Below are 18,568 nucleotides of genomic sequence, written 5' to 3'. Positions count from 1 at the left end.
TTCCCGGCCTGACTCATCAGGCTCCCGGGTCTCGATCTCTGAGACCCGGGATGCAACGCAATCTCATCGGCGTCTACTTCTCTTCCACAATCACCAGATCCCACGGGTCCAGCGTTACCTGCTGATTCGACGCGACTGCCTTGCCTGTCAGCAGGTCGGTTCCTGCGCCGTGCGGATACATGAAGTTTTGCTTGTCGCTCGAATAATTCAGGTAGTAGTGCAGTTGCCTTCCCAGAGCATTCACGCCGCTCTTCACGCGTACCGCCGCAGGTAGCTGTTGATCCGCCCCGGTCAATCCAGCCTTTGCCAGTTCCTCCCGCAGCAGATTCTTCTGCAGCGCATCGCTCAGAACTGTGCCTTCGTAGGTCAGGGTTCCCGCTCCATAGGTGTTGCGCGTAATCGCTGGCCACTTCCCGAAGAAAGGATGGTCATACCAGGCCACCGCCTCGGCATGCTCCGGTAGCAGAAACTCCGCCCAGGTGGAGACCTTGTTTTCGTCGCCCGCCTTCAGCGGATCACCCTTCAGCGCCAGCGGCTTCTCCAGATTGGAGAACTCCTGGTAACTGAAGCCCGCAGCCTCTCGCAGCGGCCCAGGAGCGCGTACCCATCGCACGGCGGAATTTTCGTTCGCAAAGCCGCTCTTGAAGGTCATCAGCACGTGTCCGCCCTGCTTCACGTAGTCGGAGATCTTCGTCAGCAGGGCATCGTCGGCAATGTAGAGCGCCGGCACGATCAGCAGCTTGTATCTGGCGAAGTCCGGGTCTCCCGGAAAAACAAAATCCGCTCCCACATTGGCTTCGTAGAGGGAGCGGTGAAGCTGCGTCACCAGCGCGTTATAGCCGCCCGCGGCCTTCCCTGGAATCCATCCGTTGCCATCCTGCCGCTCGTAGGGCATGAAGTGCAGGGCATTCGCTGAGTCCACGCTGTACAGAATCGCAACCTTGTTGTCGATCTTCAGATTGACAAGATGAGGTCCAATCTTCTGCAGCTCGTGCGCGGTGCGCGATACCTCCGCATAGGCGCGGTTCGGCTCCAGATCGTGACTCAGCACGCCCTTCCAATAGGTTTCCTGCCCGGCATGGATGGAGTGCCAATGCCAATACTCCACCATGTTGGCTCCGCTTGAAATGTGGGTATATACGTCGAGCCGGAGCTGCCCGTCATAGGGAGGGAACTGGCCCGCGGAGTCCCATCCAAGCGTCTGCGCATTCGTCTCCGTGATCAGGAAGTTGCTGCGCTTCAGCGAGCGTGTGTAATCGCCCTGCTCCGCCTGCCATGCGCCGTCCAGATGGTCCTGCGTGCCGTGGTATACGTTGTTGGCCACAATATCCAGGCTCTTTGCCTGCTCCGGATCGTTCACATCCAGGCGCATCATGCCGCCGTAGTCATGCGTCACAAACTGCTTCGGTCCGGCATACTCGCGGATAAGCGCCGCCTGCCACGACAGAAAATCGGTAACCCGCATCTGCGACCAGCGGCTCCACTCCAGTTTGTAGCTGGTGCTGGTAGCGCTGTCGCGCGTCGGCATGTTCTCCCACCCGTTGACATCCTCGCCCCAATAGTTCAGGAACCATGCCTTGTTTAGATTGTCTGTGGTGCCGAACTTCTTCTTCAGGTGATTCACAAATCCCGCGAAGACATCGGTATTGCTGGCTCCATACGACGAGGTTTCGTTATCTACCTGCCAGCCAATCACGGCGGGGTTGCTGCGGTAGTGCTCCGCCAGGTTGCGGATCAGTCTCTGCGCATAGAAGCGATACACGGGGTTGTCCGTGTCCATGTTCTGCCGCATGCCATAGAACGTCTCCCCACCGCCGAGAGGCCGCGCCAGCACTTCGGGATGCTCCTTGTACATCCAGGTCGGAATCGAATAGGTGGGCGTCCCCAGAATCACCTTGATCCCGGCCTTTCCCATGGCCTCCACCACGCGATCCATCCACGCATATTCAAAGTGGCCATCCTCCGGCTCCCACAGGCTCCAGGTAGATTCGCCCATGCGCACCACGGAGATGCCTGCCTGCTTCATGAGCGCCACATCTTTATCCAGCCGCTCGTAGGGCATGTATTCGTGGTAATACGCCGCGCCATACAGAATGGTGTCGAAATGCACCGAGGCTGGCCATTCCTTTTGTGGAGCATTAGCGGCAGGCGCGGTTTCGCTCATCGCCGCAGCATACACTGGCGCAACACCGGCAAGCGCGATGGCCATTACAGTGGCAACCATAGGAAGAGACTTCATTGGGGATCCTCGCAATGGGGGTTCGGTCAGGACGAGCCATCGTATCAATGCAAACCGCCATTGAGGAGGGCAAACCGCCGCTGAGGAGAGAAAGATTCGAAGCACGCAGCACCCTCCCGTCCCCTGCCGCCACAGCGTTTACAATCCATGGCAGAAGCCTTTGCAAACGAACCAAATTTCTTGAGAATTGGAAAGCACTCCACATGACGAATCCGAAGATCGCAGTCTCCAGCAAGGAAGCACCAGCCGCCATCGGCCCCTACTCGCAGGCTGTTCGCATTGGTGACCTGATCTACACCTCCGGGCAGATCGCCCTCGACCCCGCGACGGGGCAACTGGTCCGGGGAGGCATCCGCGAGCAGACCACGCGCGTGCTGGAAAATCTGAAGGCCGTCCTCGCCGCCGCCGGATCGGACATGAAGAACGTCGTCAAAACAGTTGTCTTTCTCAACGACATCGGCGACTTCGCCGCGATGAACGAGATCTATGGCCAGTACTTTGCCCCCGAGGGCGTCGTTGCCCCGGCGCGCTCTACCGTTGAAGTAGCCCGCCTGCCCAAGGATTCTCTGGTCGAGATTGAAGTCATCGCCACGGTGTAGCGCAGTCTTCTTTGCGCCATTTCAAGGACCTTTTTCGAAGACTTTTTCGGGAATTTCCCGGGGAATTGCTGGTCCGGGCTTGCACCCAAGTCCCCGCGCGCTCATCAAACAGAAACAAGAGTGCAAGGCAGAAACAAGAGTGCAAGGGAAGGGAGTGTGCTATGCCTGAGACCACCAGGATCCAGAAAACCGAAGAGGAGTGGCGCCGCGATTTGACGCCGGAGCAGTATGACATCCTGCGCCAGAAGGGCACCGAACCAGCCTTCTCCGGCGCTCTCTACCACAACCACGCTGATGGAACCTATCACTGCGCCGGCTGCGGAGCCGAACTCTTCAAGTCAGACACCAAGTTCGAGTCCGGCAGCGGGTGGCCGAGCTTCTTTCTACCCGCTCATTCGACTGCCGTGGAAACTCATGAGGATCTGAGTCACGGGATGCGCCGCGTCGAGGTGACCTGTGCCCAATGTGGCGGCCACCTGGGGCATCTTTTCCCCGACGGCCCCAAACCCACCGGACAGCGCTACTGTATTAATTCCGCTTCTCTCAAATTTGAAGAGGGCAACTAGAAGGGTCGAAGGGTTCGCGGCTCAAATCACGCAAAATCCCCACGCAACACGAAAAGCCCCGCATGCTGGTTCCGGCAGCGGGGCTTCAATTTTCTGATATCGGATATGCCGCGAACTGGGCAGCCTGACTGCGATCTCCGGGGGAGCTAGGCCTTGACGACCTTGCCACCCTTAATGCAGCTCGTGCAGACGCGGATGCGCTTGGTGCCACCCTCGACCTTTGCCTTGACCGGGCGCAGATTCACGCTCCAGCGGCGACGGCTGATGTTGTGCGCGTGCGAAACGTTGTTGCCGAATTGCGGTCCCTTGCCACAGATATTGCAGACCTGAGCCATGACTTACTCCAGATTTATGAACTTTTCGCGCAGACAAGACCCTGGGGCATAACGCCTCAACCAAGTCTCAATCGCTGAATCGTGTGCGATGGAAGGCGGAGAGAAAGAAACCCACCTGGCTGCCGAACCCTTAGTGTAGCCGAAGTCCGCCCACTAGGGCAAGACAAACCCTCCAACCCTGCCCCTCCAACCCTGCCCGGTTACGAGATTAGAATCAAAGCCGAAGCGGCAAAACCAAGCTCAAGACCACACCCCAGACCATACCCTTAGGGAGAATCCTTGCCAGCCACCCAGCAGGACAACAAAAGCGCCCCGGCCTCCGCGCCGTGGAAGATCGTCTGGATCGCGCTCCTGGTGCGCATCGCCTATATGACGCTCGCCCATACCTGGCGCATCCGCCCCTACGACGATCATTTCCAGTTTGGCTGGGAGATGGGGCGCATCGGGCGTGCGCTTGCCACCGGCTATGGATTCGCGGATCCCTTTGGCGTGCACACCGGCCCCACCGCATGGGTCACGCCGCTTTACCCGCTCCTTATTGGGGGAGTCTTCAAGGTTCTTGGCGTCTACACTGCGCCCTCCGCCTGGGTGCTGCTGGCCATCAACTGCGTCCTCTCCGCGCTCATGGTGCGGACGACGTGGGAGCTCGGCGCGCGCTGCTTCAACCCCGGCGTAGCCCGCTGGTCGGCGTGGATCTGGGCGCTCTATCCCGCGGCCATGCAGTATGCGGTGCGGTGGGTGTGGGAGATGACCCTCTCCGCCTTCCTCTTCTCCTGGGTGCTGGTGCTGGCCCTGCGCATGCGAAATATCGGCGGGCCGCCCGAAGAGGCTGCCACCTCCATGACCCGGCGCCGCTGGGCTGTCTTCGGACTGCTGTGGGGGCTCATCGCCCTCAGCAATCCCTCGCTGCTGCTTTTTCTACCGCTTTGCGGTCTCTGGATCCTGGCCGGAGCGCCGGAGTGGAAGCGTCAGATCTCCAACGTGGCGCTCGCCTCCTGTCTCTGCCTTGCCTGCATCGCACCGTGGTCCTACCGCAACTGGCGCGTGTTCCACCAGTTTGTCCCGATGCGCGGCAACTTTGGAGCCGAGTTTGCCATGGGGAACGGTCCCGGCGCGAACGGAATGCTGATCGGCGCTCCGGTCGCCCTCCCCAGCCAGTTGCGGCTCTATCGGCAGATGGGGGAGATCGCCTACGCCAAGTCCCGCGGTCATGAGGCTGTCGCCTATATCCGAAGCAACCCGCGCGCTTTTCTGGAGCTCTCCCTGCGCCGCATCTACTACTTCTGGGCCGGAGTCCCGCATACGGCATTCGACGCACCCTGGGTCGAGTTTGGCCGCAACCTTAACTTCTCCTTCGCCAGCATCGCAGGACTTCTCGGCCTCGCGCTGGCCCTGCGCCGCCGCGTGCCTGCGGCGACGCTCTTTGCCATGGCGGTCCTGGTGGTGCCGCTGGTTTACTACTTCGTCTTTGTGCAGGCCCGGCAGCGCCATCCCATTGAACCGCTTCTCGTCGTGCTGGGCGTCTACCTCTTCCAGTCGGCAACCCCGCGCCACGCCCGACGACCCACCTCATAGCCCGCTCCCTGACAGGCCACACACCTTTACCTGACTTGCACCGGGCTTGACTTGCACCGCGCTCGCCGCGGTCGTTACACTTCTCTTCGTGCCCCACATCCTTGTCACCGGCGGGTCCGGATTCTTCGGCGGAATCCTGAAGCAGCGCCTCCTCTCCGAGGGTTTCTCCTGTATTAACATCGATCTCGTGCCCGACCGGGACCAGCACCCGGCGCTGCGCAGCATTCAAGGGGATATTCGCGATCAGGCGCTGGTCGAGCGCCTCTTCCGCGAGACAAGGTTCTCCGCCGTTATGCATTGCGCGGCCATGCTGGCGCACGAATCCATCGACGACCAACTGCTCTGGACCTCGAACGTGGATGGCACCCGCATCCTTGCCGACGCCTGCCGCCAGTTCGGAGTCTCCAAGTTCGTCTTTATCTCCTCCAACTGCCTGTGGGCCAGCAATCTGGGGCATCCCGTCCGGGAGGAAGAGCCTCCCCAGCCCGTCGAGCTGTACGGGCGCTCCAAGCTCGCGGCGGAGCAGATCCTCGCCGGATACAGCAAGGATCTCAACGTCGTCATCCTGCGCAGTCCTACCATCATCGACAGCGGACGCCTGGGACTCCTGGCCATACTCTACGAATTCATCCAGGACGGGAAGAAGGTCTGGGTAGTGGGTGACGGCTCCAATCGCTACCAGTTCATCTATGCCCAGGATCTTGCCACGGCCTGCCTGAAGGCGCTGGATTATGACGCCTCGGACATCTTCCATGTCGGCTCCGACAACGTTAGCTCCCTGCGCGAGGTCTACGAAGCTGTGATCCGGGAGGCAGGCAGCGCCTCCCGTGTCTGCTCGTTGCCCAAAGGCCCCACGATCGCCGCTATGAAGCTGGCTCACCGCTTGAAGATCTCTCCCCTTGGCCCCTACCACTACCGCATGATTGCGGAAGACTTTATCTTCGATACCAGCAAGATTCGCGAGCGGCTCGGCTGGCAGCCCACGCTCAATAACCAGGAGATGCTGATCCGTGCCTACCGCTACTACGCCAGCCAGCGGAAAGAGATCCATGCCCGGAAAGATGTCTCCGCCCACTCCCGGCCCGCGGCGATGGGGGCCATCCGGCTGCTGAAATGGCTCTCCTGAGGCCCGCAGAGCGCTCGAAAATGCCCTCTTTGACGCTTCAGTTCCATTGCGGCATTGACCCGGAACCCGAACGCCTTTACACTTATTAAGTTTGGCGATCCTGCCCGTACTGCCGGTGCGATCGGCTCACCCGTAGAAGAGTGTGTGGGTTCGAGCGATTCAAACCGGGCAAGCATGTATCTGCCCAGCCAAGACATTGCATCGCGCCCCGGCTTGGGGCGTTTTGGAGGATTTATGTACGCGGTCATCCGTACCGGTGGTAAGCAGTATCGTGTCGCTCCGGGCGACGTTCTGAAGATTGAGAAGGCGGAGACGGACGGCGAAACCATCGAGTTCAGCGACGTGCTCGCTTTCTCTGGTGACTCCGGCTCCATCACGAAGCCTGCGTCGGCAAAGGTCATCGCTTCCGTGCTCGGCGAGGGCCGCGGCGACAAGATCCTCGTCTTCCATTACAAGCGGAAGAAGCAGTACAAGAAGCTGCAGGGACATCGCCAGTCCTTCACCGAGGTTCGCATCAACGAAATTCAGGTCGATGGCACGACCTACGGCGCCCAGAAGTAGGCTCCGAAATCATACGGATGGGAGTCTGCTCCCTCTTGCGCGAGGTTTGAAATGGCACATAAAAAAGGTTTAGGAAGCTCGAAAAACGGCCGCGATTCCAATGCACAGCGGCTCGGAGTCAAGAAGTTTGCCGGAGAAGTCGTCAGCGGCGGCTCCATCATCGTGCGGCAGCGCGGGACCAGGCTCAAGCCCGGCCTCAACGTCGGCCGCGGTAGTGACGACACGCTCTATGCCAAGATCAGCGGCAAAGTCGAGTTCATCGACCGCGGAAAGACCGGCCGCTTTGTCGCCGTCCACCCTGTGGTCGCTGCGGAAGCCGTAGCCGAGCCCGCCGCCAAGTAAGCCAGTACCAGCATCGGCAAAGGGGCCAGTCCACCGCGGACTGGCCCCTTTGCTTGTCTGCGTAAGCCGCAAATCATCAGGCCAAACGAGCCATGACGGCCTTCGGTTAACTCCTTGGTTATCTAGACAATGGCTGTTCTGCCTGCGAAACTAACATTCTCCCTCAAATCCACTTTCCTGGTTGTTTCCATGCGGATTGGCGTTTTACTGTGCGCTCTCTGGATCGCCATTGCTCCGGCGATGGCGTTCGGAAGCCATCGAGGATCGAGCCGTGCCCCGGGGAGCCGCTCGTACAGCAGTTATTCGTACCGCTCTCGAAGCTCTGCCGGTTCTTATCGAGCCCATTCCTACACAAGACGGGGCTATCGCAGCTACGCCTCGGGTGGCAGTCACCGCAGGTATGCGGCCGGATACTCCCGCGCTTATGGATCGGGAGAGCGGGACAGTCGAGGCCGGATTAAGCGCAGTGGAGCGGCGAAGAATGCGTTCAAGCGTCAGCAGCCATGCCCCTCCACTGGCAGGAGCCGGGGGGCGTGCCCAGGATATGTGATTGATCATGTGCGGCCTCTGGAGTGCGGAGGAGCGGATGCTCCCGCCAACATGCAGTGGCAAACGGTATCGGACGCAAAGGCCAAAGACAAAACGGAACGGTATTGCCGATAGGACACGGAGACGGCTGGCGAATGAACAAGCATGCAACGACAACGGGTGCAGCGAAGGCAATGGGGACTATGGGCAAAACAAACTCCGGCGACGGCATGGAGGTATCCGAATCCGAGGCTTCCCGCGACCGCCGTCTTCACCGCCGTCGGAACTGCTGCGGAACCGCCGAGCTTCTGGTGATTGGGAAGGGGCTGCGCTTCAGCGGAAGAATCCTCGACGTCAGCGAGAGTGGTTGCTTCATCGAGACGGAGCATCAGTTGGAGCGGGGCACTCATCTGGAGGTGACCTTCGAGGTGGACAAGATGAGGCTCCGTGTGGCGGGCGGCATTCGCGCAGTGCGGATGCGTTCCGGTATCGGCATTCAGTTCACCGATATGACTCCCCGGCGGAAAGACCTGATCCAGCACCTTTTGGATCACTTGGAAGACGCGAATCCATCTTCTGAAGCCACCTCCTGAAGCGATCTCTGGAGGCGATTTATTGACCTGTGGCGCGGGTAACTGCTGGCTGGCAGGATTGGCGCTTCCCGCGCCCACCGCTACGAAACAGATCCTTCGCGTCGCTCAGGATGACAATCTCCGGCAGGGTTGACGATTCCAGCGGCCACAGCCAGCCCGCCGCGAAACGATATACTGGAGATTCCATCCTTAACGGGGATTTCCATGGCTACTCAACTGGACAATATTCTCGCGGCAACGCGGCGCGCACTCGAGGAGCGGCGTCAATCCGTTCCGCGGCGGGTGCTGGAGCAGAACGCGGAGGCGCACCAGCCGCGCGGATTTGCAGCGGCCCTGCGCGCAAAGGCGGCCAGCGGAGCCGCGGTGATCGCCGAACTCAAGAAAGCTTCTCCTTCGAAGGGGCTGATTCGCCCGCATTTTCAGGTGACGCAGTTGGCCCGGGCGATGGAGCAGGGCGGAGCCGCGGCGCTCTCGGTTCTGACGGAGGAATCCTTCTTCCAGGGCAGCCTGGCCAATCTGGCGGCAGCCTCGGAAGCAGTCAGGATTCCCTGCCTGCGCAAGGACTTCATCGTCGATGAATGGCAACTGGTGGAGGCGCGGGCGTATTCGGCGGATGCCATCCTCTTGATTGTCGCCGCGCTTTCCGACGCGGAATTGAAGCTCCTGGCCAAAAATGCGCACTCCCTTTCCCTCGATATTCTTTGCGAAGTTCACACAGCGGAGGAGCTGGACCGGGTGCTTGACCTGGATCTTGGCTGCGATGCGCTGGGCGTAAATAGTCGCGACCTGCGCAGCTTCGTGACGCGAATCGAAAATGCGATTGAGCTGGCGCCAAAGCTGCCGGATAACGTGGTCCGCGTGGCGGAGAGTGGCATCCACACCCCGGAGGATATTCAGCGGCTGCAGGCGGCAGGCTATCAAGCCTTCCTGATTGGCGAGTCGCTGATGCAGCGGCCCGAACCGGGGCAGGCGCTGGCAGAACTGATCGGCGGCGCAGCGAAGAAGCCTGCAACGGATCGAGCCTGACGATGTGGATTAAGATTTGCGGCAACACGACGCTGGACGACGCACAACTGGCCGCCTCCCATGGGGCGGATGCGGTAGGATTCGTCTTCGCGCCGAGCCCGCGTCGAGTGACGGCGGAGGCAGTCAGCCGCATTACGCCCCGACTGCCGGAGACTTTGGAGAAGTACGGAGTTTTTGTCGATGCGGATTTCGAAGAAATTGTATCGACCGTGGAGCAGTGCGGCCTGACGGGTGTGCAGTTGCACTCGGCCTCGAATCTTGCCGCGCGGCTGCGCGAGCACTCGGCCAGCCGGTTGAAGATTGTGCAGGTGCTCCACTACGAACCGCTGCCGAACGGAGAGCCGATGCAGAGCGGGCGGCTGGAAGCACAGCTTGCAAGCCTGCTCCAGAACGACGCGGTGGACGCCGTGCTGGTGGATTCGCGGACCGCAGATGCCGTGGGTGGAACCGGCGTGAGTTTTGACTGGCAGGAGGCCCGCGGCAGTTTTTCCCGCGCTGGCAAGCACCTGCGCCTGATCGCCGCTGGAGGGCTAAGGCCAGAGAACGTGGCGGAAGCTATCTCCACGCTGCAGCCGTGGGGCGTGGATGTTGCCAGCGGTGTGGAGGCGTCGCCGGGGCGCAAGGATCCGGATCGTTTGCGGGAGTTCCTCGCGACGGCGCGCAGGGCTGCGGAGGAGCTGAAAAGCGCAGCAGCCGGCAAAGTCTCAGGATAAAGAAGACCACCACGGATAGATCGAGACAGGGATTAAGACGGGGAGATTGAGGGGATTATGGCGACGCCAGCAACGGGAAAGAATGCAGCCAATACAGAGACGAAGCCCGGCAGATTTGGAGCCTACGGCGGACGCTACGTTCCAGAGACGCTGATGGCGGCGCTGGAGGAGCTGGAGCAGGCATACGCCGAGGCGCAGGCCGATCCTGCATTCCACGCGGAGCTTGATTCGCTGCTGACGGATTATGCCGGACGACCGACACCGCTCTACCTGGCAAAGCGGCTGACGGAGCAGCTTGGCGGAGCAAAGATCTACCTGAAGCGGGAAGACCTGCTGCACACCGGCGCGCACAAAATCAACAACTGCCTGGGGCAGGGCCTGCTGGCGCGGCGCATGGGCAAGCATCGCATCATTGCCGAGACCGGCGCGGGCCAGCACGGCGTGGCTACGGCGACGGTATGCGCACTGTTTGGCATGGAGTGCGTCGTCTACATGGGCGAAGAAGATATGCGGCGGCAGGAGCTGAACGTCTACCGCATGCGCCTGCTGGGTGCCGAGGTGCGCGGCGTCAGCTCCGGCTCCAAGACTCTGAAGGACGCGATCAACGAAGCGATGCGCGACTGGGTGACGAACGTGCGCACCACCCACTACCTGCTGGGCAGCGTGCTGGGGGCGCATCCCTATCCGACGATGGTTCGCGACTTCCACAAGATCACCGGCAAGGAGATCAAACGGCAGATTCTGGAGAAGGAAGGCCGGCTGCCAAGCGCGATTGTGGCGTGCGTAGGCGGCGGGTCCAACTCGATCGGCGCGTTCTACGAATTTATTCCGGACAAGGAAGTGCGCCTGATCGGAGTCGAAGCCGGGGGGCGCGGCACGAAGCTGGGCCTGCATGCGGCGCGGTTTGCAGGCGGCTCCCCAGGCGTGCTGCAGGGAACCTATTCCTATGTGCTGCAGGATGATGCGGGACAGGTAGCGTTGACGCACTCGGTCTCCGCCGGGCTGGACTACGCTTCGGTCGGGCCGGAACACGCAGCGCTGCATGACTCTGGCCGTGCGGAGTACGTCTCGGCTGCGGACTCGGCGGCGCTGGATGCCACGGTTCGGCTGGCGCGCACGGAGGGCATTCTGCCGGCGCTGGAGAGCGCGCATGCGGTTGCCGAAGCGATTCGGATTGCCCCGAAGCTTTCTGCGCGTGACATACTGGTAGTGAACCTCTCTGGTCGCGGCGATAAGGATATGGGTATCCTGGCCCGCGAACTGAACTTGCAAGGAGCTTGAGCAGGAAATGCCGATCCGCTTTGCCAATAAGCCGGGACTTGTCATCTACCTGACAGCCGGCGATCCTGATGTGGCCACCACGCGCGAGATAGCACTGGCGGCAATTGACGCAGGAGCGGACGTGCTGGAGCTGGGTGTGCCGTTCAGCGATCCACTCGCGGACGGGCCTGTCATCCAGCGAGCCAGCGAGCGCGCGGTCGCAGGCGGCACGCGGCTGGCGGATGTGCTCGAACTGGCGAAAGAGCTGCGGGCTCAGCGGCCTGCGGCTGGCCTGGTGATCTTCTCCTACTACAATCCCGTGCTGCGCTTTGGACTGGAGCGCTTCTGCACAGCCGCTGCAGCCGCAGGCGTAGACGGCGTGCTGATCACGGACATGATTGTGGAGGAGGCGGGCGAGTATCTGGAACACCTGCAGCGCGCTGGCCTTGCGCCGATCTTCCTCGCCGCTCCCACCAGCACGGAGAAGCGGTTGAAAGCGATTGCCGAAGCCTCCCGGGGATTTGTCTATGCGATCTCGCGCACCGGAATTACCGGCACGCAGAAGACGCTTGCCTCCGACGCGAAGGAGCTGGTGACGAAGCTGCGCAAATATACAGATCTGCCGATCGCGGTTGGCTTCGGGGTATCGAATGCGGAGCACGTGGCGGCGCTCGGCGAGTTTGCCGATGCAGCAGTGGTGGGCAGCGCAGTGGTGGCGACCATTGAGGCCTCCTCGCCAGGCGAAGCTCCCGCGGCAGTGGCTCGATTTATCAAGGGTCTGCGCCAGGTTGAGCCGGCGCCGGCCCGTTAACCCCGCTATTTTCGCGGCATTTGTGCCGTATTCGACGATTTCAACTCTTCAAGATGCAGGCATACATACGGTTGGGCCAGACCTGACCCAGAGTGAAAGCCTCATCCTTTTTCGAGAGGACAGCATGGGAGATATCGAAGATTTCCGGTTAAAGATCGATGAGTTGGACCGGCAGCTTGTGCGGTTGATCAGCGAGCGGGCACGTGCCGCGCTTGAGATCGGTAGGCTGAAGCAGATGACCTCCCTGCCAGTGTATGAACCGAGTCGCGAGCGCGTGATCTATGACAACGTGCGCAAAGCGAACACTGGACCGCTGCCGGACACGGAGCTGATTCACATTTACGAACGAATCATCGACGTGATGCGCTCGATGCAGAAGAATGAGTTGGCATCTCAAAGAACCGCTGACGCCTCAACGGACAGGGGCGAGGCAGCGCCAGCCAGCGCGGACAAGTCGCGCAAGACAGGAAACGACAAATGATTGTAGCCATGGAGCAGAAGGCCACCGAAGAGCAGATTGACAATGTAATCGAAAAGCTGGTGGGGCTTGGATTCAATGTTCACCGGACCACGGGCACCGTACAGACGATTCTTGCCGGTGTGGGAACGCCGGACTCCTTTGACGTGGTTGATTTTGAAGTGATGCCGGGGGTGGAGAAAGCCCATCGCATCTCCTCGCCCTACAAGCTGGCCGGGCGGGACTTTCGGCCCGAGGGTACGGTGATCCACTTCGCCAATGGAGTCTCGGTTGGCGGGGAGCAGGTGGTGTTGATGGCTGGTCCCTGTTCGGTGGAGTCGCGGGAACAGATCTTCAAGAGCGCAGAGCAGGTGAAGGCTGCGGGCGCGCAATTCCTCCGCGGAGGCGCCTTCAAGCCGCGCAGCTCGCCCTACTCCTTCCAGGGCATGGGGCTGGAGGCGCTCAAGCTGCTGCGCGAAGCCGGGGACGCGTTCAATCTGCTGGTGACGACGGAAGTGATGGAGATTTCGCAGATCGAGCTGATGATGCCCTACATCGACGTCTTCCAGGTAGGGGCGCGCAACATGCAGAACTTCAACCTGCTGCGCGAGTTGGGAACGGTGCGCAAGCCTGTGCTGCTGAAGCGCGGCAGCGCGGCGACCATCGAAGAGCTGCTGCTTTCGGCGGAGTACATTCTGGCCGGCGGCAACTATGACGTCATGCTCTGCGAGCGCGGTATCCGCACCTTTGAGACCTACACACGGAATACGATGGATATCTCGGCGATTCCCGTGGTGAAGAAGCTGTCGCATCTGCCGATGATCGCGGATCCTTCGCACGGTACCGGACGCCGCGACAAGGTAGCTGCAATGGCGCGGGCAGCGGTGGCCGCAGGTTGCGACGGCCTGATCATCGAGGTCCATCCCAATCCGGATAAGGCACTGTCCGATGGCGCGCAATCGCTCTATCCTGAGCAGTTCGCCAAGTTGGTCGGGGAGCTGCGCATGATCGCTCCGGCAGTCGGCAGAACCGTAGCATAGGCAGCGCCCGCAAAGATTGCGGGCAGGCAAACGGCATGCGGCTGATCTCTTCCAGATCGGCCGCATGCGAAAATCAAAACATCTGTAACAGTGAGAGTGCGCTGATGTTGATGGAACGGATCACGATCCTGGGCACCGGACTGGTGGGAACCTCAGTCGGTCTGGCTTTGCGGGCGCACGGCTTCAGCGGAACCATCACGGGCTGGGACAGAGATCCAAAACAGTTACAAATTGCCTTGAGCCGGGGAGCCGTCGATATCGCGGCGATTGACGCGCCCCGTGCGGTGAAGGGCGCGAACCTGGTAGTACTGAGTGGGCCGGTGTTTGCCATTGTGGGATGGATGGAGCAACTGTCTGCCTGCCTTACGCCCGGTCAACTGGTCACCGACGTTGGCAGCACGAAGCGCAAGATCAGCGTCTGCGCGCAGCGGTGGTTCAATCAGCCGGGCCGTGCCGGCTTCCTCCCCGGGCATCCCATGGCAGGCAAAGAGGTCAGCGGCGCGGCCAACGGAGAGGCCACGCTGTTCGACGGAGCAGTCTGGTTGTTTACTCCGGCCAATACCGGCGTGATGGACGAACAGTCTCAAGCCATAGCCGCGGAGTGGCGCGAGTGGATCGTTCGCTTTGGCTCCCGGATCATGGAGCTGGACGCGATGCGCCACGATGAGCTTTGCGCCTGGGTGAGCCACCTGCCTCAGATGGTTTCCACTGCGCTTACCGCCATGCTGGAAGACAAGTTTGGCGCTGCCGAGGATATGCGGGCCATTGGCGGGCGCGCCTTGCGCGAGATGACACGGCTGGGATGCAGCCCTTACTCCATGTGGCGCGACATTGCCCACACCAACTCCGATGACATAGCCGCTGCATTGCTGGCGCTCGAGCAGCGCCTGGCCCACTTGCGCGAGCACCTGAAGACACCCGAGCTGCGCGAGGAGTTCGAGCGCGCCAATCAGTTTCGTCTCTGCCGGCCAGTGGCGCCAGATCCGGAACAGGCCTAAAGCTCAGCGATACGCCTCGACCTTAGCGGGAGGCAAATTCCTCGGCCTGGGCTTCGAAGGCTTGCGCCGGGTAGGGATTGCTGGCGAGGTGCTTGAAGGAGTTGTAGACAAAAGAGCCGAGAGCCCATCCATCCATGTACTTGAACGGCGTCTCGCCCAGCGTGTAGTGGCCGCAAGGCAACTCGCGATCGACAAAGTCAATGTTGCGTGTGCGGAAATTCTCCACCACCTGCAGCGAGAACTCGTTGAGGAAGGTGAGATCGTACTTTCCGTGGACAACCAGGACTTTGCGCGGCATGGAGGCAAATCGATCCATGTAGTGAATGGGGCTGACGGCGGCCCACAGGCGGGAGAGGCTCTCCCGCGTCACCAAACCCTCAAATGCAGCGCGAATATGACGGGTGCTCTGGCCCGTCCAGACCACATCTCCGAAGGACGTGGAGGCGTGGTTGAAGGCGCAGACCTGGATGCGTGGATCGTGCGCCGCGGCGATAAAGGCATAGCAGGAGCCGAGCGACGTGCCAAGGACTCCGAACTGCTCATATCCCTGCCGCTCCAGCCAGTCGATGGAGGAGCGTATATCCACCACAGCCTGACGGCAGGCGGAGAGCGTACGGCCGATGTTGGCGCTGCAGGCGTAGTCGGAGCGCTCAAGCTCGGCGGGACGGCGGATGTCGTGATACGGCTTGCTGAGACGCAGCGCCGAAATACCAAACCGGTTGAACAAGGTGCACAGTGCGTTATGGCTGAAGGCGTCCGCATTCCACTGCGGCAGCACGATCATGGCCTGCCGGGGTTTGCCCGCCATCTTTTCTGGCGATGCGGGATACCAGCGCGCATTGACGAGATCGTTCTCGGGGTGGGGAGTCCGCTCCGGCGAGGTAAAGCGCAGAAACTCAGCGAGCTTCATCTTGCCCTGGCGGGCGCGTTCATTCAGCTTTGCATCCAGCGCGAGAGTTTCCGGGCGCACATTGGTGGGGAAGAGCTGCGGATAGCGCTCCTCCAGACGGAAGTCCTCGGGCGTCGTATATCCGTAATAGTCGTCGCTGCGGTCGATAACGGCCTGGTTGAGCGCGGCCATCGACTGCTCGGCGGCCTCCATGTCCGTGGGCGGCACGCCGGAGGGGCCGTAGACCTCCCACGCCAGCCCCTGGCTGCTCACAAAGTCGTCCAGCCACTCAAATCCCCACTCCAGCGGGCGTACGACACGGTTCGAGTCACGCGTTGTAAGCGCGGTTTCCCACGCATACATCCACCGGGCATAGAGATCCTTCAACATGACTACAGTTTACCAGCGGTTTAATTTATTTGCTTGACGCAAGCAAGCATATCGGCCTAGTCTCTTGCCATGGATATCAGCGGCGAAGCGACCAAACAATGGTGGGATGAGCTGGAGCGGCTGGGGCGAATCCTCGGCCAGGTAGGTCCCGATGAAGTTTGTTGCGATGGCCTGAGCCAGCGGCAATGCGCCATTCTGCGCACGCTGGTGGCCCGGGAGGGCGCCCGCCTCACCGATCTGGCGGCCATCTCCGGCATCACGCCCAGCGCGATGACGCGCATTTTGGAGAAGCTGGAGGCTCGTGGACTGGTGGAGCGGGTCCGTGGAGCCCAGGCTGACGGCCGCGCGGCCCTGGTGCGGATCACGGCGGAGGGCCGTCGCACGCGCAAGCAGCTCGATGGGCTGATGCGGCAGCGAACCAGCCAGATTATGGAATCCATCCCAGAGCAGCGGCGAACGGAGGTCCTGAGCGCGCTGCAAATCCTGAACACAGCAATTGAATCGGCCGGTTGCTGCGCGCTGAACGCACCGGTAGCAAAACTGACAAGAATCGAGGAGACGGAATGACAGACAACGCGATGCTTACTACTGCTGTGGAAGAGCACTATGCCGCGGTTGCTCGCGGGGAATCCTCCTGCTGTGCGGCCCCGGTGGCGGATGTAGCCAAGTCCATTGGCTATAGCGAGGAAGAATTGGCCTTGGCGGGGGATGCCAATCTTGGTCTCGGCTGCGGTAATCCTCTGGCACTGACCGAGCTCGCTCCGGGAATGACGGTCGTCGATCTGGGCTCCGGCGCGGGCTTCGATGCCTTTCTTGCGTGGAATCGCGTAGGCCCAACAGGCCGCGTGATCGGCGTCGATATGACGGACGACATGCTGGCCCTGGCGCGGCAGAACGCGGAGAAGCGCGGCGCAACGAACGTGGAGTTCCGCAAGGGTTTTATCGAGAATCTGCCCATCGAGAGCGCGTCGGTGGATTATGTCATCAGCAACTGCGTCATCAATCTGTCGCCGGACAAGCCTGCCGTCTTCCGTGAAATTGCGCGCGTGCTGAAGCCGGGCGGGCGTTTCGCGGTGAGCGACATTGTGCTGCTGAAGCAGTTGCCCGAGGCGGTTGCCAAGGACATCAGCGCCTACGTGGGCTGCATCTCCGGGGCCAGCCTGCTGACGGACTATCTGAGCACTGCCCTGGCGGCGGGGCTGCATGATCTCTCGATTCCGCGCATGGCCTATGGCTCGGACCTGGTGAAGGTGCTGGCGCCAGAGGGTTTTGGCGAGGGCAGGACCTCCTGCTGCGGATCGACTGTCTCGGTGGCTTCGCTGAAGAATCCCGACAAGCTGGTTCGGCAGGCGGCAGAGGCAGTCGTCTCCATCAAGCTGCATGGCAGAAAGTAAGAGGCGCGACATGGCAGAGACTGCGACACGCAGACTGGGATTTCTGGATCGCTACCTGACGGCATGGATCTTTGCCGCGATGCTCGTCGGCGTGGCTGCCGGCTGGCTTGCGCCGGGCATCGTTCCGTTTCTGAATCGCTTCAGCTTCGGCACAACCTCGATTCCGATTGCCATTGGCTTGATCCTGATGATGTATCCGCCCTTTACCAAGGTGCGGTATGAGGAGCTGCACGAGGTCTTCCGCAACAAGCGGGTCCTTGGGCTGTCGCTCTTGCAGAACTGGGTCATCGGGCCAATCCTGATGTTTGTGCTGGCGGTGGTCTTCCTCCGCGGCTATCCGGAGTACATGGCCGGGCTGATTATGATTGGGCTCGCGCGCTGCATCGCCATGGTGATCGTGTGGAACGAACTGGCGAAGGGCGATACGGAGTATGCCGCCGGGCTGGTGGCGTTTAATTCCGTCTTCCAGGTCCTCTTCTATTCGCTCTATGCGTGGATCTTCATTACCGTGCTGCCCGCAAAGCTGGGCCTGCACGGAATGGTGGTCCACGTATCGATCGCGCAGATTGCAAAAAGCGTCTTCATCTACCTGGGAATCCCCTTCCTCGCAGGATTCCTTACCCGAACCGTGCTCGTCCGCACCAAGGGGCGCAGCTGGTACGACACCAACTTCATTCCCCGCGTAAGCCCGCTGACGCTGGTCGCCCTGCTCTTCACCATCGTGGTGATGTTTTCGCTGAAGGGCAGCTACATTGTCCGCCTGCCGCTCGACGTGCTGCGCATCGCGGTACCGCTCTTGATCTACTTTGTGGTGATGTTTCTGGTGTCCTTCTACCTGGGCAGGAAGGTGGGCGCGGACTATTCGAAGACCACAACCCTGGCTTTTACGGCCGCGTCGAATAACTTCGAACTAGCCATCGCCGTGGCGGTCTCCGTCTTCGGCATCAACTCCGGCGCAGCATTCGCAGCGGTGATCGGACCGCTGGTCGAGGTTCCGGTGATGATCGCACTGGTGAATGTAGCGTTTTTCTTCCAGCGCAAATACTTTGCCAATCCGCAATCTGTTGACGTACAGCCAGTGTGCGCTCCTGCATACAAGCGTTAAGGCTGCGTTTCCCATCAACCA

Annotated in this window: 21 protein-coding genes; 17 read left to right on the top strand and 4 right to left on the bottom strand. The window is 61.0% G+C overall.

Going from position 1 to position 18,568, the window contains the following annotated elements; all coding sequences use genetic code 11:
* Window positions 1–73: 73 nt before the first annotated feature.
* On the bottom strand, window positions 74–2,239 hold the full coding sequence (locus VM554_10735) for a beta-galactosidase (protein ID HVJ08852.1): 2,166 nt from the start codon (window positions 2,237–2,239) through the stop codon (window positions 74–76).
* Between the two features lie 203 nt (window positions 2,240–2,442).
* Between VM554_10735 and VM554_10730 the strand changes: the two genes are divergently transcribed.
* Both VM554_10730 and msrB read left to right on the top strand, forming a co-directional pair.
* A complete protein-coding gene (locus VM554_10730) occupies window positions 2,443–2,838 on the top strand; it encodes a RidA family protein (GenBank protein ID HVJ08851.1) in 396 nt (131 codons plus the stop codon).
* 161 nt (window positions 2,839–2,999) lie between these two features.
* Window positions 3,000–3,404: a peptide-methionine (R)-S-oxide reductase MsrB gene (gene msrB / locus VM554_10725; GenBank protein ID HVJ08850.1), complete on the top strand. Its 405-nt coding sequence runs from the start codon at window positions 3,000–3,002 to the stop codon at window positions 3,402–3,404.
* A gap of 146 nt (window positions 3,405–3,550) precedes the next feature.
* Here msrB and rpmB read toward each other — a convergent pair whose 3' ends face one another.
* Window positions 3,551–3,739, bottom strand: a complete 189-nt coding sequence (gene rpmB / locus VM554_10720) for a 50S ribosomal protein L28 (GenBank protein ID HVJ08849.1) — start codon at window positions 3,737–3,739, stop codon at window positions 3,551–3,553.
* Between the two features lie 279 nt (window positions 3,740–4,018).
* Here rpmB and VM554_10715 point away from each other — a divergent pair, with 279 nt between their 5' ends.
* From VM554_10715 to VM554_10695, 5 genes are all read left to right on the top strand, one after another.
* Complete coding sequence (locus VM554_10715; protein HVJ08848.1) at window positions 4,019–5,314, top strand: hypothetical protein; 1,296 nt, start codon at window positions 4,019–4,021, stop codon at window positions 5,312–5,314.
* Window positions 5,315–5,360: 46 nt separating this feature from the next.
* Window positions 5,361–6,440, top strand: coding sequence for an NAD(P)-dependent oxidoreductase (locus tag VM554_10710; GenBank protein ID HVJ08847.1), 1,080 nt, complete (start codon window positions 5,361–5,363; stop codon window positions 6,438–6,440).
* Between the two features lie 234 nt (window positions 6,441–6,674).
* Window positions 6,675–7,001, top strand: a complete 327-nt coding sequence (gene rplU / locus VM554_10705; protein ID HVJ08846.1) for a 50S ribosomal protein L21 — start codon at window positions 6,675–6,677, stop codon at window positions 6,999–7,001.
* 51 nt (window positions 7,002–7,052) lie between these two features.
* The gene (rpmA, locus tag VM554_10700) at window positions 7,053–7,343 is read left to right on the top strand and encodes a 50S ribosomal protein L27 (GenBank protein HVJ08845.1); all 291 of its coding nucleotides are present in this window, start codon (window positions 7,053–7,055) and stop codon (window positions 7,341–7,343) included.
* A gap of 683 nt (window positions 7,344–8,026) precedes the next feature.
* Window positions 8,027–8,464, top strand: coding sequence for a PilZ domain-containing protein (locus tag VM554_10695; protein ID HVJ08844.1), 438 nt, complete (start codon window positions 8,027–8,029; stop codon window positions 8,462–8,464).
* A 19-nt stretch (window positions 8,465–8,483) separates the two neighbouring features.
* Here the strand turns inward: VM554_10695 and VM554_10690 are convergent, their stop codons facing one another.
* Complete coding sequence (locus VM554_10690) at window positions 8,484–8,651, bottom strand: hypothetical protein (GenBank protein HVJ08843.1); 168 nt, start codon at window positions 8,649–8,651, stop codon at window positions 8,484–8,486.
* 17 nt (window positions 8,652–8,668) lie between these two features.
* Here VM554_10690 and trpC point away from each other — a divergent pair, with 17 nt between their 5' ends.
* The 7 genes from trpC (at window position 8,669) to VM554_10655 (ending at window position 14,769) form a co-directional block, all read left to right on the top strand.
* Window positions 8,669–9,490 carry an indole-3-glycerol phosphate synthase TrpC gene (gene trpC, locus VM554_10685; protein ID HVJ08842.1) on the top strand — a complete coding sequence of 274 codons (822 nt, stop codon included), beginning with the start codon at window positions 8,669–8,671 and terminating at the stop codon, window positions 9,488–9,490.
* A gap of 2 nt (window positions 9,491–9,492) precedes the next feature.
* Entirely contained in the window at window positions 9,493–10,203 is a 711-nt protein-coding gene (locus VM554_10680) for a phosphoribosylanthranilate isomerase (GenBank protein HVJ08841.1), read from the top strand.
* Between the two features lie 57 nt (window positions 10,204–10,260).
* Window positions 10,261–11,484, top strand: a complete 1,224-nt coding sequence (gene trpB / locus VM554_10675; GenBank protein HVJ08840.1) for a tryptophan synthase subunit beta — start codon at window positions 10,261–10,263, stop codon at window positions 11,482–11,484.
* A gap of 7 nt (window positions 11,485–11,491) precedes the next feature.
* On the top strand, window positions 11,492–12,274 hold the full coding sequence (gene trpA, locus VM554_10670; protein ID HVJ08839.1) for a tryptophan synthase subunit alpha: 783 nt from the start codon (window positions 11,492–11,494) through the stop codon (window positions 12,272–12,274).
* 124 nt (window positions 12,275–12,398) lie between these two features.
* Window positions 12,399–12,755 carry a chorismate mutase gene (locus tag VM554_10665; GenBank protein ID HVJ08838.1) on the top strand — a complete coding sequence of 119 codons (357 nt, stop codon included), beginning with the start codon at window positions 12,399–12,401 and terminating at the stop codon, window positions 12,753–12,755.
* On the top strand, window positions 12,752–13,771 hold the full coding sequence (gene aroF / locus VM554_10660) for a 3-deoxy-7-phosphoheptulonate synthase (protein HVJ08837.1): 1,020 nt from the start codon (window positions 12,752–12,754) through the stop codon (window positions 13,769–13,771). Before VM554_10665 ends, aroF begins: the two co-directional genes overlap by 4 nt.
* Before the next feature lie 104 nt (window positions 13,772–13,875).
* Window positions 13,876–14,769: a prephenate dehydrogenase/arogenate dehydrogenase family protein gene (locus VM554_10655; protein ID HVJ08836.1), complete on the top strand. Its 894-nt coding sequence runs from the start codon at window positions 13,876–13,878 to the stop codon at window positions 14,767–14,769.
* A 22-nt stretch (window positions 14,770–14,791) separates the two neighbouring features.
* On the opposite strand, the gene VM554_10650 is transcribed toward VM554_10655, so the two are convergent.
* A complete protein-coding gene (locus tag VM554_10650) occupies window positions 14,792–16,048 on the bottom strand; it encodes an alpha/beta hydrolase family protein (protein HVJ08835.1) in 1,257 nt (418 codons plus the stop codon).
* Window positions 16,049–16,117: 69 nt separating this feature from the next.
* On the opposite strand from VM554_10650, the gene VM554_10645 reads away from it, so the two are divergent.
* The 3 genes from VM554_10645 to arsB are packed head-to-tail and all read left to right on the top strand — an operon-like array spanning window position 16,118 to window position 18,547.
* A complete protein-coding gene (locus VM554_10645) occupies window positions 16,118–16,615 on the top strand; it encodes a MarR family winged helix-turn-helix transcriptional regulator (GenBank protein HVJ08834.1) in 498 nt (165 codons plus the stop codon).
* Window positions 16,612–17,442, top strand: coding sequence for an arsenite methyltransferase (gene arsM, locus VM554_10640; GenBank protein HVJ08833.1), 831 nt, complete (start codon window positions 16,612–16,614; stop codon window positions 17,440–17,442). Before VM554_10645 ends, arsM begins: the two co-directional genes overlap by 4 nt.
* Window positions 17,443–17,452: 10 nt before the next feature.
* The gene (gene arsB, locus VM554_10635) at window positions 17,453–18,547 is read left to right on the top strand and encodes an ACR3 family arsenite efflux transporter (protein HVJ08832.1); all 1,095 of its coding nucleotides are present in this window, start codon (window positions 17,453–17,455) and stop codon (window positions 18,545–18,547) included.
* The last annotated feature ends 21 nt before the right edge of the window (window positions 18,548–18,568 follow it).

This window comes from Acidisarcina sp. (genome assembly GCA_035539175.1).
Lineage (GTDB): Bacteria > Acidobacteriota > Terriglobia > Terriglobales > Acidobacteriaceae > JANXZS01.
The sequence above is the reverse complement of the archived record's forward strand: the minus strand, read 5'-3'. Positions and strand labels throughout refer to the sequence as shown.

Coding starts and splice junctions, on each gene's coding strand:
- VM554_10665 (HVJ08838.1), top strand. CDS start 12,399: ATGGGAGATATCGAAGATTTCCGGTTAAAGATCGATGAGTTGGACCGG.
- trpC (HVJ08842.1), top strand. CDS start 8,669: ATGGCTACTCAACTGGACAATATTCTCGCGGCAACGCGGCGCGCACTC.
- VM554_10680 (HVJ08841.1), top strand. CDS start 9,493: ATGTGGATTAAGATTTGCGGCAACACGACGCTGGACGACGCACAACTG.
- VM554_10655 (HVJ08836.1), top strand. CDS start 13,876: ATGTTGATGGAACGGATCACGATCCTGGGCACCGGACTGGTGGGAACC.
- VM554_10645 (HVJ08834.1), top strand. CDS start 16,118: ATGGATATCAGCGGCGAAGCGACCAAACAATGGTGGGATGAGCTGGAG.
- VM554_10650 (HVJ08835.1), bottom strand. CDS start 16,048: ATGTTGAAGGATCTCTATGCCCGGTGGATGTATGCGTGGGAAACCGCG.
- VM554_10735 (HVJ08852.1), bottom strand. CDS start 2,239: ATGAAGTCTCTTCCTATGGTTGCCACTGTAATGGCCATCGCGCTTGCC.
- VM554_10730 (HVJ08851.1), top strand. CDS start 2,443: ATGACGAATCCGAAGATCGCAGTCTCCAGCAAGGAAGCACCAGCCGCC.
- rpmB (HVJ08849.1), bottom strand. CDS start 3,739: ATGGCTCAGGTCTGCAATATCTGTGGCAAGGGACCGCAATTCGGCAAC.
- VM554_10695 (HVJ08844.1), top strand. CDS start 8,027: ATGAACAAGCATGCAACGACAACGGGTGCAGCGAAGGCAATGGGGACT.
- VM554_10690 (HVJ08843.1), bottom strand. CDS start 8,651: ATGGAATCTCCAGTATATCGTTTCGCGGCGGGCTGGCTGTGGCCGCTG.
- rpmA (HVJ08845.1), top strand. CDS start 7,053: ATGGCACATAAAAAAGGTTTAGGAAGCTCGAAAAACGGCCGCGATTCC.
- aroF (HVJ08837.1), top strand. CDS start 12,752: ATGATTGTAGCCATGGAGCAGAAGGCCACCGAAGAGCAGATTGACAAT.
- rplU (HVJ08846.1), top strand. CDS start 6,675: ATGTACGCGGTCATCCGTACCGGTGGTAAGCAGTATCGTGTCGCTCCG.
- msrB (HVJ08850.1), top strand. CDS start 3,000: ATGCCTGAGACCACCAGGATCCAGAAAACCGAAGAGGAGTGGCGCCGC.
- trpA (HVJ08839.1), top strand. CDS start 11,492: ATGCCGATCCGCTTTGCCAATAAGCCGGGACTTGTCATCTACCTGACA.
- trpB (HVJ08840.1), top strand. CDS start 10,261: ATGGCGACGCCAGCAACGGGAAAGAATGCAGCCAATACAGAGACGAAG.
- arsB (HVJ08832.1), top strand. CDS start 17,453: ATGGCAGAGACTGCGACACGCAGACTGGGATTTCTGGATCGCTACCTG.
- arsM (HVJ08833.1), top strand. CDS start 16,612: ATGACAGACAACGCGATGCTTACTACTGCTGTGGAAGAGCACTATGCC.